At 58.4% G+C, this 13,847-nt stretch carries 13 protein-coding genes and 1 pseudogene; 8 read left to right on the top strand and 6 right to left on the bottom strand.

Features of this window, described 5'->3' with window-relative positions:
- Positions 1–42: 42 nt before the first annotated feature.
- Positions 43–264, bottom strand: a complete 222-nt coding sequence (locus tag ABEH28_RS26455; protein WP_074889014.1) for a hypothetical protein — start codon at positions 262–264, stop codon at positions 43–45.
- A 109-nt stretch (positions 265–373) separates the two neighbouring features.
- Positions 374–940: a dCTP deaminase gene (gene dcd, locus ABEH28_RS26460; protein WP_002554836.1), complete on the bottom strand. Its 567-nt coding sequence runs from the start codon at positions 938–940 to the stop codon at positions 374–376.
- Between the two features lie 310 nt (positions 941–1,250).
- Between dcd and ABEH28_RS26465 the strand changes: the two genes are divergently transcribed.
- Complete coding sequence (locus ABEH28_RS26465; RefSeq protein ID WP_002554837.1) at positions 1,251–1,460, top strand: cold-shock protein; 210 nt, start codon at positions 1,251–1,253, stop codon at positions 1,458–1,460.
- Positions 1,461–1,625: 165 nt separating this feature from the next.
- Here ABEH28_RS26465 and apbC read toward each other — a convergent pair whose 3' ends face one another.
- The gene (gene apbC / locus ABEH28_RS26470; RefSeq protein ID WP_346631511.1) at positions 1,626–2,720 is read right to left on the bottom strand and encodes an iron-sulfur cluster carrier protein ApbC; all 1,095 of its coding nucleotides are present in this window, start codon (positions 2,718–2,720) and stop codon (positions 1,626–1,628) included.
- Between the two features lie 182 nt (positions 2,721–2,902).
- On the opposite strand from apbC, the gene metG reads away from it, so the two are divergent.
- The 4 genes and pseudogenes from metG (at position 2,903) to ABEH28_RS26490 (ending at position 6,802) form a co-directional block, all read left to right on the top strand.
- Positions 2,903–4,951: a methionine--tRNA ligase gene (gene metG, locus ABEH28_RS26475; protein WP_282366885.1), complete on the top strand. Its 2,049-nt coding sequence runs from the start codon at positions 2,903–2,905 to the stop codon at positions 4,949–4,951.
- Positions 4,914–5,846 (top strand): annotated as a pseudogene (gene rsxB / locus ABEH28_RS26480) (electron transport complex subunit RsxB); the annotation flags it as partial. The gene metG and the pseudogene rsxB, both read left to right, overlap by 38 nt.
- Before the next feature lie 23 nt (positions 5,847–5,869).
- On the top strand, positions 5,870–6,508 hold the full coding sequence (gene nth, locus ABEH28_RS26485) for an endonuclease III (protein WP_346631512.1): 639 nt from the start codon (positions 5,870–5,872) through the stop codon (positions 6,506–6,508).
- Between the two features lie 105 nt (positions 6,509–6,613).
- Positions 6,614–6,802, top strand: a complete 189-nt coding sequence (locus tag ABEH28_RS26490) for a hypothetical protein (protein WP_192171584.1) — start codon at positions 6,614–6,616, stop codon at positions 6,800–6,802.
- 100 nt (positions 6,803–6,902) lie between these two features.
- Here ABEH28_RS26490 and ABEH28_RS26495 read toward each other — a convergent pair whose 3' ends face one another.
- A complete protein-coding gene (locus ABEH28_RS26495) occupies positions 6,903–7,529 on the bottom strand; it encodes a response regulator transcription factor (RefSeq protein WP_037012286.1) in 627 nt (208 codons plus the stop codon).
- 1,150 nt (positions 7,530–8,679) lie between these two features.
- Here ABEH28_RS26495 and ABEH28_RS26500 point away from each other — a divergent pair.
- Positions 8,680–9,234 (top strand): hypothetical protein, encoded by a 555-nt coding sequence (locus tag ABEH28_RS26500; protein WP_244655866.1) that lies wholly within the window; start codon positions 8,680–8,682, stop codon positions 9,232–9,234.
- A gap of 170 nt (positions 9,235–9,404) precedes the next feature.
- On the opposite strand, the gene ABEH28_RS26505 is transcribed toward ABEH28_RS26500, so the two are convergent.
- Entirely contained in the window at positions 9,405–10,622 is a 1,218-nt protein-coding gene (locus ABEH28_RS26505) for an argininosuccinate synthase (protein ID WP_007938916.1), read from the bottom strand.
- Positions 10,623–10,752: 130 nt separating this feature from the next.
- Complete coding sequence (locus ABEH28_RS26510; protein WP_192171585.1) at positions 10,753–11,739, bottom strand: OmpA family protein; 987 nt, start codon at positions 11,737–11,739, stop codon at positions 10,753–10,755.
- A 144-nt stretch (positions 11,740–11,883) separates the two neighbouring features.
- Here ABEH28_RS26510 and pyrC point away from each other — a divergent pair, with 144 nt between their 5' ends.
- Entirely contained in the window at positions 11,884–12,930 is a 1,047-nt protein-coding gene (pyrC, locus tag ABEH28_RS26515) for a dihydroorotase (RefSeq protein ID WP_346631513.1), read from the top strand.
- Complete coding sequence (gene rnt / locus ABEH28_RS26520) at positions 12,927–13,604, top strand: ribonuclease T (RefSeq protein WP_122536107.1); 678 nt, start codon at positions 12,927–12,929, stop codon at positions 13,602–13,604. Before pyrC ends, rnt begins: the two co-directional genes overlap by 4 nt.
- Positions 13,605–13,847 lie beyond the last annotated feature (243 nt).

The raw sequence follows: 13,847 nt of genomic DNA on the forward strand, positions 1-13,847 counted from the left end.
CAGATTATGCCCGCCGATGCCGCGGCACCGACGGGACATGAATCAGGCGACCGGCGCGGGTGGCGGCTCGTCCGGGATTGTCGGCACGCCGCCTTCGTCAGGCTGGGGGTACTCGTTTGGACTGTCCGGGTCTGGCTGCCCGGGAATGCCCCCGGCGACCATATTATTGAGGTGTGGATGCGCTAACAGCGACCAAGCCAGCAAACCAACCTGATTGGCACTCGGGTCGGGTTCCTTGCTGCTGGTGTTGATGTGTCTCTTCATAGGGCACTCCTGAGCGTTGGCCCCATTCGCATGGTGCGGATGGGAACAGTTCAGTCAATAGAGTGCGAATTCCGAGACAAATTCAGTGACTGGCTGACAAATGGCGCTATCAGGTACGCGGCAGCGTCACACCGCGCTGGCCCTGGTACTTGCCGCCACGGTCTTTGTAAGAGACTTCACACTCTTCGTCGGATTCCAGGAAAAGCATCTGTGCGACGCCTTCATTGGCGTAAATCTTCGCCGGCAGCGTGGTGGTGTTGGAGAACTCCAGCGTCACGTGGCCTTCCCATTCAGGCTCAAGGGGGGTCACGTTGACGATGATGCCGCAGCGCGCGTAAGTGCTTTTGCCCAGACAGATGGTCAGCACGTTACGCGGAATGCGGAAATATTCGACGGTGCGCGCCAGTGCAAACGAGTTCGGCGGGATAATGCAGACATCGCTTTTAATATCGACAAAACTTTTTTCATCGAAATTTTTCGGGTCCACCGTCGCCGAATTGATGTTGGTGAACACCTTGAATTCGTCGGCGCAACGCACGTCGTAGCCGTAGCTGGAGACACCGAAAGAGATCACTCGATCAGCGCCTTCGCCGCGCACCTGACGCTCCACAAACGGCTCGATCATGCCGTGTTCCTGCGCCATGCGGCGAATCCACTTGTCCGATTTGATGCTCATGGCGGTGTCCTGAATAGCGAGGTGAAAAAGATGTCCGGCATCTTACCGGTCGAACGCTCCGGGTTCAAAGATTGCGCGCCGTGTGCATTAAGGGCGTTGAGCCACCTCAAGAAAAAATCGCAGACAGCCCCTTTGCACATCTGAAAAAGTGGGGTAAGGTGGCTCCACTGTGTTGCTTGTGTCACTGAGAATATCTACACGATGTTGAATTTCGATCCAACCATCTCCAAGAATTTTTCCTGCTCTTTGCACTCAGTCTCGGCCAGGGCATTTCCTGAGTCGCAGTTAACTTTGTCCAAGGAGATACACCATGTCTAATCGCCAAACTGGTACCGTTAAGTGGTTCAACGATGAAAAAGGCTTCGGCTTCATCACTCCACAATCCGGTGACGACCTGTTCGTTCACTTCAAAGCTATCCAATCCGACGGCTTCAAAAGCCTGAAAGAAGGCCAACAGGTCTCTTTCATCGCTACCCGCGGTCAGAAAGGCATGCAAGCTGAAGAAGTTCAAGTTATCTAACTTGTACTGATTCGCTTAAAAAACCCCGCCCTCAAAAGCGGGGTTTTTTTATGCCTGTCAAAAAAACACTTCTGCACATCCCGCCTGCAACCTCCACCTGAAACCCCATCACCGCGACATGCCGAGCATCCGGCACATCGGGTATCTCGCCTTCTGGCTTAGGCCTCAATCGTCGCTGACAGAAATGCTCGGCATCTCCGCCATGGCAGCTTCCTGCAGCACGATCCGCGCGCCCACATGACGCGCCAGCTCCTGATACACCATTGCGATCTGACTCTCAGGCTCGGCAATCGCCGTGGGCTTGCCGCCATCGGCCTGCTCTCGAATCAACATGGACAGTGGCAGCGAGGCCAGCAGCTCGACGCCATACTGGGTCGCCAGCTTCTCCCCTCCGCCTTCGCCGAACAGATGCTCGGCATGGCCGCAGTTTGAACAGATGTGAACGGCCATGTTTTCAACGACACCCAGCACCGGAATGTTGACCTTGCGGAACATCTCCACGCCTTTCTTGGCGTCCAGCAATGCAAGGTCCTGCGGGGTCGTGACGATGACGGCGCCAGCGACCGGCACCTTCTGCGCGAGGGTCAGCTGGATATCGCCGGTGCCAGGCGGCATGTCGATGACCAGATAATCCAGGTCATTCCAGGCGGTCTGGGTCACCAGCTGCAGCAGCGCTCCCGAAACCATCGGCCCTCTCCAGACCATCGGTGTGTTGTCATCGGTCAGAAACGCCATGGACATCACTTCAATGCCGTGGGCCTCAATGGGCACGAACCACTTCTGATCCTTGATCTTCGGACGGGTGCCTTCGGCAATGCCAAACATGACGCCCTGGCTCGGGCCGTAAATATCGGCATCAAGAATGCCCACACGCGCACCTTCCCGGGACAGCGCCAACGCCAGGTTGGCCGCGGTCGTGGATTTACCGACGCCGCCTTTGCCCGACGCAACCGCCACGATGTTTTTTACGTTGGCCAGGCCGGGGATCTGGCCGAGGGCTTTGTGAGGGTGAATCACCGACGTGATCTGGACACTCGCCGATGCGACGCCATCCAGCCCCTCAATCGCCATCTGCAGCATCTGCGCCCAGCCGTTCTTGAACAGCGCGGCCGCGTATCCCAACTCCAGCTGGACGCTCACGCGACTCCCGTCGATCTCGATGGCGCGGACACACCCGGCACTGACCGGGTCCTGATTCAAGTACGGATCGATGTACTGGCGAAGGACGGCTTCCACCGTTGCGCGATTGACAGCGCTCATGGGTGACTCCTTAAAGACTGAGTAAAACAGGCGGCCATCCTACCTTGTATGCCCGATAAAGAGCGCAGCGACGTTTTTCTTTCAAGCACATCGGCAGATTCCGACATGCAGCGCGGGATGAAAAAAAACGCTCAGGCCTTTATAGTGGCCGACCTCCGTTTCACTTCAAGTAGCCGAGCCCAATGTCCGAGCCACGCAAGATTCTCGTCACCAGCGCCCTGCCCTATGCCAATGGTTCCATTCACCTTGGCCACATGCTCGAGTACATCCAGACCGACATGTGGGTGCGCTTTCAAAAGCACCGCGGCAACCAGTGCATTTATGTGTGCGCGGACGACGCCCATGGTTCGGCCATCATGCTGCGCGCCGAAAAAGAAGGCATCACGCCCGAGCAACTGATCGCCAACGTGCAGGCCGAGCACAGCGCCGACTTCGCTGACTTTCTGGTGGATTTCGACAACTTCCACTCGACCCACGCCGAAGAAAACCGCGAGCTGTCGAGCGAGATCTACAAACGTCTTCGCGACGCCGGCCACATTGCCACGCGCTCCGTGACGCAGTATTTCGACCCGGAAAAGAAAATGTTCCTGGCCGACCGCTTCATTAAAGGCACCTGCCCGAAATGCGGCACCGAAGACCAGTACGGTGACAACTGCGAGAAGTGCGGTGCCACCTACGCCCCGACTGACCTGAAAGACCCCAAGTCCGCGATTTCCGGTGCAACCCCGGTGCTCCGAGACTCCAAGCATTTCTTCTTCGACCTGCCTGCGTTCGATGCCATGCTCAAGAGCTGGACGCGAAGTGGCACACTGCAGGACGCCGTGGCGAACAAGATCGCCGAGTGGCTGGATTCCGGCCTGCAGCAGTGGGACATCTCCCGCGATGCGCCGTATTTCGGTTTCGAGATCCCCGACGAGCCGGGCAAATATTTCTACGTATGGCTGGATGCGCCGATCGGCTACATGGCGAGCTTCAAGAATCTGTGCGCGCGCCGTCCGGAGCTGGACTTCGACGCGTTCTGGCGCAAGGATTCGACCACCGAGCTTTACCACTTCATCGGCAAAGACATCGTCAACTTCCACGCGCTGTTCTGGCCAGCAATGCTCGAGGGTTCGGGATTCCGCAAGCCTACCGGCATCAACGTCCACGGCTACCTGACCGTCAATGGCCAGAAGATGTCGAAATCCCGCGGTACCTTCATCAAGGCACGCACCTACCTTGAGCACCTGTCGCCGGAATACCTGCGTTACTACTACGCGGCCAAGCTGGGCCGTGGCGTCGATGATCTCGACCTGAACCTTGAAGACTTCGTGCAGAAGGTCAACTCTGACCTGATCGGCAAGGTGGTGAACATTGCCAGCCGTTGCGCGGGATTCATTCAGAAAGGCAACGCAGGTCTGCTGGTGGCCGGCAATGCCGAGCCGGAGTTGACCGACGCTTTCCGCACCGCAGCGCCGAGCATTGCCGACGCCTACGAGGCGCGTGACTTTGCCCGTGCGATGCGCGAAATCATGGCGCTGGCCGACCGCGCCAACGCCTGGATCGCCGAAAAGGCGCCGTGGTCGCTGGCCAAGCAGGAAGGCAAACAGGACGAGGTTCAGGCGATCTGCGCCCTGGGCATCAATCTGTTCCGTCAGTTGGTGATCTTCCTCAAGCCTGTGCTGCCGAATCTGGCCGCAGACGCCGAGCAGTTCCTCAACGTCGCGCCACTGACCTGGAACGACCACCAGACGCTGCTGAGCAATCATCAGCTCAACCCGTTCCAGCCGCTGATGACCCGCATCGACCCCGTAAAAGTGGAAGCCATGACCGACGCATCGAAAGAAGACCTAGCCGCCAGCGCCACCGACACAGGTGCGGCACCGCAGGGCAATGGCGAGCTGACGAAAGACCCGCTCTCTCCGGAGATCGACTTCGACGCCTTTGCGGCGATTGACCTTCGCGTCGCGCTCATCGAGAAAGCCGAGCACGTCGAAGGCGCCGACAAGCTGCTGCGCCTGACGCTGGATATCGGCGACGAGAAGCGCAACGTCTTCTCCGGCATCAAGAGTGCCTACCCGAACCCGGCGGAGCTGGAGGGTCGGTTGACCATGATGATCGCCAACCTGAAGCCGCGGAAAATGCGCTTTGGTATCTCGGAAGGGATGGTGATGGCAGCGGGTCCTGGCGGTGAAGAGATTTACCTGCTGAGCCCTGACAGCGGCGCCAAGCCCGGTCAGCGCATCAAGTAACCCGACCCGAACCGTAACATTCTGCACGTTATCGACGGCCCGCTCGGGTCGTCGATCTGGTCCAAGCATGAGCCTGATTCAGCGCATCGACGCCTTGCTGCCGCAAACCCAGTGTGGGAAGTGCGGCCATCCAGGCTGCCAGCCCTACGCCGAAGGCATTGCGAGCGGCGAAGCCATCAACAAGTGTCCACCCGGCGGCGACGAGACCATCGCAGCACTGGCTCGACTGCTGAAAGTGCCGGTGCTGCAACTGGACATCGAACGAGGCCGCGCGCCGGCGCAAGTCGCGTTCATTCGCGAGGCCGAATGCATCGGTTGCACCAAATGCATTCAAGCCTGCCCCGTAGACGCCATCGTTGGCGCCGCCAAGCTGATGCACACCGTCATCGTTCAGGAATGCACCGGCTGTGATCTGTGCGTTGCGCCCTGCCCGGTCGACTGCATCGACATGCTGCCGTTGCCAGTGACCTCCGTGCCGTTCATTGGTGATTGCCCGATGGATGAAGAGCAGCGATCCGTCAGGGCCGTCAAACGCAGTCGTGCGCGGCAACGCTTTGATGCGCGCTCGGCCCGCCTGCAGCGCGATGAGCAGCGACGCCAGGCCGAACGCCAGGCTCGCCCGTTACGGACCGTCACGCCGGCCGTTCTCCAGCCAGATCCGGCGCAAGCCGCCCTGGCGCGGATTCGCTCAAAACCGTCGACAGGCAGTGACGCGGCGTTGAAACAGGCACGCGCCCAGGTCGCCATGAGCAGAGCTCAACTGCTGAAGTCGTTGAAAGCCTTTGGTCACCCGCCGATTGCCGAACAAGCTGCGCAACTCGTGCAACTGCAGCGTGGCCTCGACGAGGCAGAGCATGCGCTGGCCCAATTGCAGAACCCGGCGCCCGCAGCACCGTCTTTTCAGGAAAAGCCCACCCCATGAACGCCGCCAAACGCCTTGAGATCTTTCGTCGCTTGCACGAAGACAATCCCGATCCCAAAACCGAACTGGCCTACACCACGCCGTTCGAGCTGCTGATCGCCGTGATTCTCTCGGCACAGGCCACCGATGTCAGCGTCAACAAGGCCACGGCGCGTCTCTACCCGGTCGCCAATACGCCTGAGGCGATTTACGCGCTGGGTGTCGAGGGTTTGTCTGCCTATATCAGGACCATTGGCCTGTACAACAGCAAGGCCCGAAACGTGATCGAAACGTGCCGTTTGCTGATGGAATTGCACGGCGGCGAGGTGCCGCAGACCCGAGAGGCACTCGAAGCCCTTCCCGGCGTGGGCCGCAAGACCGCGAATGTGGTCCTGAACACCGCGTTCCGCCAGTTGGCGATGGCAGTCGACACGCACATCTTCCGCGTCAGCAACCGTACCGGCATCGCGCCAGGCAAGAACGTGGTGGAAGTTGAAAACAAGCTGATGAAATTCGTGCCAAGGGATTACCTCATGGATGCGCACCATTGGCTGATCCTTCACGGGCGTTACGTGTGTATTGCGCGCAAGCCCCGGTGTGGCAGTTGTCGGATCGAAGACCTGTGCGAGTACAAGGCCAAGACCTCTGACGATTGAACGATAGCGTCTCAAGGCTTTGATCGATTAAAAAAATCTTTTTTACCCGCGCAGGGTTTGTCGTTATAAGGAGCGCCAACGACCGTTCACGCCTGAGGCTGAATCATGAGCGATGAAAAAGACACCATCGAAGTCGAAGTTGACGACGACTTCGTGATCGAGGACCCGGACGAAGTCCCGCCCGCGCCGGTAGAAACCGCCAAGACCAACCTCAGCAAGCGCCGCACGATCGACAACCTTCTGGAAGAGCGTCGCCTGCAACGTCAGCTTGCGGATTACGACTTCGATTTCTGAGCCGGCCTGGACGGCACTCGAGCAGCAGGCCTCTCCCGACAGAGAGGCTTGGCGGCATCAGCTGATGACGCCGCCCTCAGACACCGTCCTCTCACGGCCATCAGACCAACCCGTTTCGTTGCGCGAGCTCGATCAAGTCGACCAGCGAATGCGCATTGAGCTTGAGCAGCAGGCGCGTCTTGTACGTGCTGACGGTTTTGTTGCTCAGGAACATGCCGTCGGCGATTTCCTTGTTGGTCTTGCCACGGGCCAACTGCTGCAACACCATCATTTCCCTTCCCGACAGACGATCCACCATCTCCGCCTCACTGGCATTGCCGAGACTGGAGCGCACTGTGTGCAACGCCTGGTTGGGGAAATAACTGTAGCCGGACAACACCGCCTTGATGGCGCTGAGCAACTCGGTCAGATCCTGCTGCTTGCAGACATAACCTGCAGCACCCGCCTGCATGCAGCGCATTGAAAAATGCCCCGGCGCCTGGGAAGTCAGGATCAGCACCTTGAAGGCCAGCGTCATCGCCGACAATCGGGCGATGACCTCAAGGCCATCGAGCTTGGGGATACCGATGTCCAGAATGACAATGTCCGGCAAGTGCTCGCGCGCCAGTTGTAACGCATCCACGCCGTTATCCGTCTCGGCAATGACTTCGTAGCCATGGCGTTCCATCAACATGCGTACGGCGAGCCTGATGACAGGGTGATCATCCACGATCAACACTTTATTCATGAGCAGTCCATTCTTCGCTGTTCGAATTTTCAGAGCCCGCACAATAGCTTAGTCGTTTAGTGCTTTGCATGGCGCTCCTCCCTGCAGATCAGCAGGCAAAGACCTTTCTCACTCAACCAACAGAAAAATCCTACAAAACCTGCCCTATCCGCTCTATTTTTTACGATGTTCAATCCCCTCTCAGTACGTGACCGCATAATGTCCGAGACCGCAAGTGGTAATTTTTGAATCCTGAATACGCTGAGCATTTCTCACTATATGAATGCGGGTTGATAGCGCGATTTGTCCTAAGGCAGGTCGGCGAACCGCCTGCTCCGCCGACGGGTTTGAATACGCGGAAATCCAGGGCTTTCCTGGACGCTCGGGAAAAATGGTTATCTCTGTGAGGACTGGCTCAGGCCAATGGGTTTAAGCCCATTCACCTTGGGCGTATGGCTTCAGCATATGCCCATATTGCCGGGCCGCCAGCAAACAAAAATCATAAAATATTGCGGGCCATGGGAACCGTATGCGACCGCACACATTTGGTTAAATGACACAGGCAAACTCGAAGAGTTTGATTACATCTTAAATACTCGAAAGGACCTACAGCGTGTTCAGAAATTTCTGAACAGTCCGGATTAACTTTCAACTGGTCCCGCCTTGATACGGGGTACCGGGAGGGGGCCAGATAGTTACGTCACTTACCCCCCCTCGAACCGGGTTACCCAACTTATAACGACCGCCTCACATCACCCCCTATTAAAACGAGGGGCTGGCCCGCCTCTCACGTAATACCATTCAGACGATAACATCCAGCACCCTCAGGCCATTCCAGAAAAATACTACATAACTAACGGATTATTATTACCGCAAAGAACTTCACCGAAAGGAATTAAAAAACAAACCCCCTATTTTTTGGCTTTTTACTTGCCAAACCTATTACCAGTCGTTACTTTTTGATGAGCGAATGGTTCACCCCACTAATAGTTAGTGGCTCTTATCACAATATAAGATTATTGCACACATAAATACTGGCGCTTCTTTATGACAGTAATCCGTGCGCAGGCCGCTCTTCGGCTTGAATAAGCCATTCAGTGTTTAAACGCTCTTAAGCGTGAGCGTCCCGGCAGTGAAGGCTGTTTAGTTGATATGTTCAAAGGAACCTACCATGACCAAGAAAATAAAATACTCCATTGGCGCAAGCAGTGACCCTATCAAACTGGCGGAGGCGGTAGAGCGCTATGTTTCCCAGGGCGGCGTCATTAACGTCATTGCAGAAGGAGAGTCGCGGGAGACGGAAGCGTCGAGGCAAACCCGAGAGGCCGATCCAGAAGCCGAGCTGTGCACCAAGGTCGACCTGCTTAAGGGCCTTGTGGCCAAGGGAGCTGGTGTCGCCGCGCTGCAATACTCGCTGCGCATGAACCAAAAGGACATCAAGCGTTTGGCCAGCGAGAACGGCCTGAAAATCCGCTACTGCCAGCCTGTTCGCCGGTCACGCGCATCCCGGCAACGAGAGCCGGTTACCCTGGACGACGCCATTGCCGGGCATGCCATGCATTACTCGGCGCTGGGTTACACCGTTCCGGAGATCGCTCAACTACTGGGTGTCGGCGTACGCGATATCTGGGACATCGGCAAAGCCTATCGTTTTGAGTTTCGTACAACTTCGCAGGGGGGTACGGCTGAGAAAGCCGCTGGCGGAGAGACAGATTTGCCAGATTGAGGCAGGAGATAACGCACAGCGCAAGAGCGTCTATTACTGCTCTTGAACGACGGCAACAACCGGCCGGTGTCGGATCAGTAACGGTTGCAGGTGAAGCGGCAGTGGCATACGGAGGACAGGTGTAATGAGTGCAGCCCTGAACAAGGGCTGCACATCAATCACAACAACGATCAGAACAACTTGCGGCCTTTGTTCGCTGCAATCCGCATGCGCAATGCATTGAGCTTGATAAAGCCCGCAGCGTCTGCCTGGTTGTAGGCGCCGCCGTCTTCTTCGAACGTCGCGATGTTGGCATCGAACAGCGACTCGTCGGACTTGCGACCGGTCACGATGACGTTGCCTTTATACAGCTTCAGGCGCACGACACCATTCACGTGGGCCTGCGACGCATCGATCATCTGCTGCAGCATAAGACGCTCAGGGCTCCACCAGTAGCCGGTGTAGATCAGGCTGGCGTACTTCGGCATCAGCTCGTCTTTAAGGTGAGCGACTTCGCGGTCCAGGGTGATCGACTCGATCGCACGGTGAGCGCGCAGCATGATGGTGCCGCCCGGGGTCTCGTAGCAGCCGCGGGACTTCATGCCGACATAGCGGTTTTCGACGATGTCCAGACGACCGATGCCGTGCTCGCCGCCAATGCGGTTCAAGGTGGCAAGGACGGTGGCCGGAGTCATTTCAACGCCGTCCAATGCCACGATGTCGCCATTGCGGTAGGTCAGCTCCAGGTACTGCGGCTTGTCCGGCGCGTTTTCCGGGGAAACTGTCCACCGCCACATGTCTTCTTCGTGCTCGGTCCAGGTGTCTTCCAGCACGCCGCCTTCATAGGAGATGTGCAACAGGTTGGCGTCCATCGAGTACGGGGATTTTTTCTTGCCGTGGCGCTCGATGGGGATCGCGTGCTTCTCGGCATAGTCCATGAGCTTCTCGCGGGACAGCAGGTCCCACTCGCGCCATGGCGCAATGACTTTTACACCAGGCTTGAGCGCATAGGCGCCCAGTTCAAAGCGGACCTGGTCGTTGCCTTTACCGGTAGCGCCGTGGGAAATGGCGTCGGCGCCGGTTTCGTTGGCGATTTCGATGAGGCGCTTGGCGATCAGGGGGCGCGCGATGGAAGTACCCAGCAGGTACTCGCCTTCGTAGACGGTGTTGGCGCGGAACATCGGGAACACGAAATCACGCACGAATTCTTCGCGCAGGTCGTCGATGTAGATTTCTTTTACGCCCATGGCTTGTGCCTTGGCGCGTGCCGGCTCGACTTCTTCGCCCTGACCCAGGTCAGCGGTAAAGGTCACCACTTCGCAGTTGTACGTATCTTGCAGCCACTTGAGGATTACCGAAGTATCCAGGCCACCGGAATACGCGAGAACTACCTTGTTTACGTCCGCCATGCCATCACTCCAACGCGTTGTACGGAAAACCGACGAGTTTACCGATCACGCGCGGGAATTTACAGTGTCGCGACAGCTTCTGACGACAAAGCGACAGATTCTGTCAGTCAGACGACCTGGCCGCGCAGCATCAAGACGCCTTGGCGGGGGTCGCACTGGCTGCTGTCACAGGCGCAGCGCCGGGGGTTGGCGTTGCGGCAGGCCCAGGCAATGGGGCCGGCGCCGGAGCGGGTGCAGCAGCGGGCGGTATGGCCGGAGTCTGCTGCGCCACACGCTCCAGGTGAATGTTGACCCGGCGGTTGCGCGCGCGATTGGCGTTGTTGGTGTTTGGCGCCAGTGGGTACTGTTCGCCGTGGAAGCGCAGGGTTATCTGCTCTTCCGGGATGCCTTGGGCCTTGAGGTAGTCCATGACCGACAGCGCACGACGCCGCGACAGATCGCGGTTCGTCAATCGGTTACCACTGTTGTCAGAGTGACCATCGAGTTCGACGTGATTGACCGTCGGATCAGCCTTCATATAAGCCAGCACGGTGTCCAGCTGGCGTTTGGCCTTGGCGTCCAGCTCGATGCCGCCGCCAGGGAAGCCGATCTCGGACTGACGCACTTGCTCGAAATTCATCGGCAACAGCTTCGCCGTACACTCTTGAAACTCGCCGTAGGCCTTGCTGAATTTGACTGGCAACAGACGGACTTCCATCGCGCCGCCGCCATCGCGCAGAGAATGACGAAACACCGGGCTGCGCCCTTCCATCAGGCCCGCGATCAGGCGTGTGGCCTGGGCCTGGTTGGTATTGAAAGGAATCTCGCCGCCGCTGACTCTCACCGCGCCAAGATTGAGGTCACTGCGACCCGGCTGCCACGGCGCCGCGGCGGCAATCAACATGGCCGAACCGGACGCCAGACTGTAGCCATTGGCTTTCAAGCGAAAGGTCGGCTGCTCACCCGCGCGACGCACGAACTCTCCGGCACCGAAATCGGTGATCGGCTGCGTCAGCCTGCACTCGAACTGGTCGCCTTCCACCTTCCACTCAATATTCTCCAGACGGGTCTGGAATGTGAGCGCCATGGCCGGCAGGCTGGCAAACGCGCTGAGCAGAGCTAGATATCGCTGGCGCACGGGAGGCTCCACTGAATTTACGTGTAACAGGATTTATGACTTACACGTGGCTATCGGTAACTTCCCGCAAAACTTGATAGCGAGTGCCTGGAGGAGTCTTTTCCGGTAGCATTCCCAGCGAGTTTGACCCGCCTGGAATCCCCAATGTCCGAACGCCTGACCCTCCTGCGCCCCGACGACTGGCACATCCATCTTCGAGATGGCGCTGTTTTGCCCCACACCGTCGCCGACGTAGCGCGCACTTTTGGCCGCGCGATCATCATGCCGAACCTCGTGCCGCCGGTACGCAACGCCGAGCAAGCGGACGCTTATCGTCAGCGCATCCTCGCTGCGCGCCCGCAAGGCAGTCGCTTCGAGCCGCTGATGGTGCTTTACCTGACCGACCTGACGCAGCCCGAAGAGATTCGCGCCGCGAAGGCCAGTGGTTTCGTCTACGCCGCCAAGTTGTACCCGGCAGGCGCCACCACCAACTCCGATTCGGGCGTGACCAGCGTCGACAAGATCTTCCCGGTGCTCGAGGCGATGGCCGAAGTGGGACTGCCGCTGTTGATCCACGGCGAGGTGACCCGCGGCGACATCGACGTGTTCGACCGCGAGAAAATTTTCATCGATGAACATATGCGCCGTGTCGTCGAGCGTTTCCCGACGTTGAAAGTGGTGTTCGAACACATCACCACCACCGACGCCGTGCAGTTCGTCACTGAAGCGTCAGCCAATGTCGGCGCGACCATCACTGCGCACCATTTGCTGTACAACCGCAATCACATGCTGGTGGGCGGCATCCGTCCCCACTTCTATTGCCTGCCGATCCTCAAGCGCAACACCCACCAGGTCGTCCTGCTCGATGCGGCCACCAGCGGCAGCAGCAAGTTCTTCCTCGGAACGGACTCCGCGCCCCACGCGCAGCACGCCAAAGAAGCGGCATGCGGTTGTGCCGGCTGCTACACCGCGTTCGCCGCCATCGAGCTTTATGCCGAGGCATTCGAGTCACGCAATGCGCTGGACAAGCTGGAAGGTTTCGCCAGTCTCCACGGCCCGGCCTTTTATGGCCTGCCGGCCAACACCGACACCATTACCCTGGTTCGTGACGAGTGGACGGCCCCCGCCAGCCTGCCGTTTGGCGAGCTTTCTGTTATCCCGCTGCGCGCCGGTGAAAAACTGCGCTGGCGCCTGCTGGAGGAACACGCGTGAGTGAAGAACATTACGAAGACGAGCAAGAAGGCTCCGGTGGCGGTACAGGGTCCCGGCACCCGATGGCTGCCCGTTTTCGCGGTTACCTGCCCGTTGTCGTTGACGTAGAAACTGGCGGTTTCAATTGCGCCACCGATGCATTGCTGGAAATCGCCGCCACGACGATTGGCATGGACGAGAAAGGCTTTGTCTTTCCGGACCACACCTATTTCTTCCGCGTCGAACCCTTCGAAGGTGCCAACGTTGAAGCCGCGGCGCTGGAGTTCACCGGCATCAAACTGGATCACCCGCTGCGCATGGCCGTGAGCGAAGAAACGGCGCTGACCGACATCTTCCGCGGCATCCGCAAAGCGCTAAAGGCCAATGGCTGCAAGCGCGCGATTCTGGTGGGCCACAATGCCAGCTTCGACCTGGGCTTTCTCAACGCAGCGGTTGCGCGGCTCGACATGAAGCGTAATCCGTTCCACCCGTTCTCCAGCTTTGACACCGCGACCCTGGCGGGCCTGGCGTACGGTCAGACTGTCCTGGCGAAAGCCTGCCAGTCGGCGGACATCGATTTCGATGGCCGCGAAGCCCATTCGGCCCGTTACGACACCGAGAAGACTGCCGAGCTGTTCTGCGGCATCGTCAACCGCTGGAAAGAAATGGGCGGCTGGCACGACTTCAACGACTAAGTCGATGCTGCTGCGCGATTGAAGAACCGGCCCAAGTGGCCGGTTCTTTATGGGGTGGGGATCGAGAGGCAGTGATCGGCTCACACTCCGTCAGCACCCGGACTGGCCTCTTCCCGGCTAAAGCCGGTCCCACTAAAAAGCACGCCGCGTACAACCCGTGGGACCGGCTTCAGCCGGGAAGCTCTTGTACTGCTTCTGATCTGCTCTTGATCTTCTTACGCAAAAGGCTCAGTCATCGCAGAA

It is taken from the genome of Pseudomonas sp. Ps21-P2, assembly GCF_039672565.1.
GTDB lineage: Bacteria > Pseudomonadota > Gammaproteobacteria > Pseudomonadales > Pseudomonadaceae > Aquipseudomonas.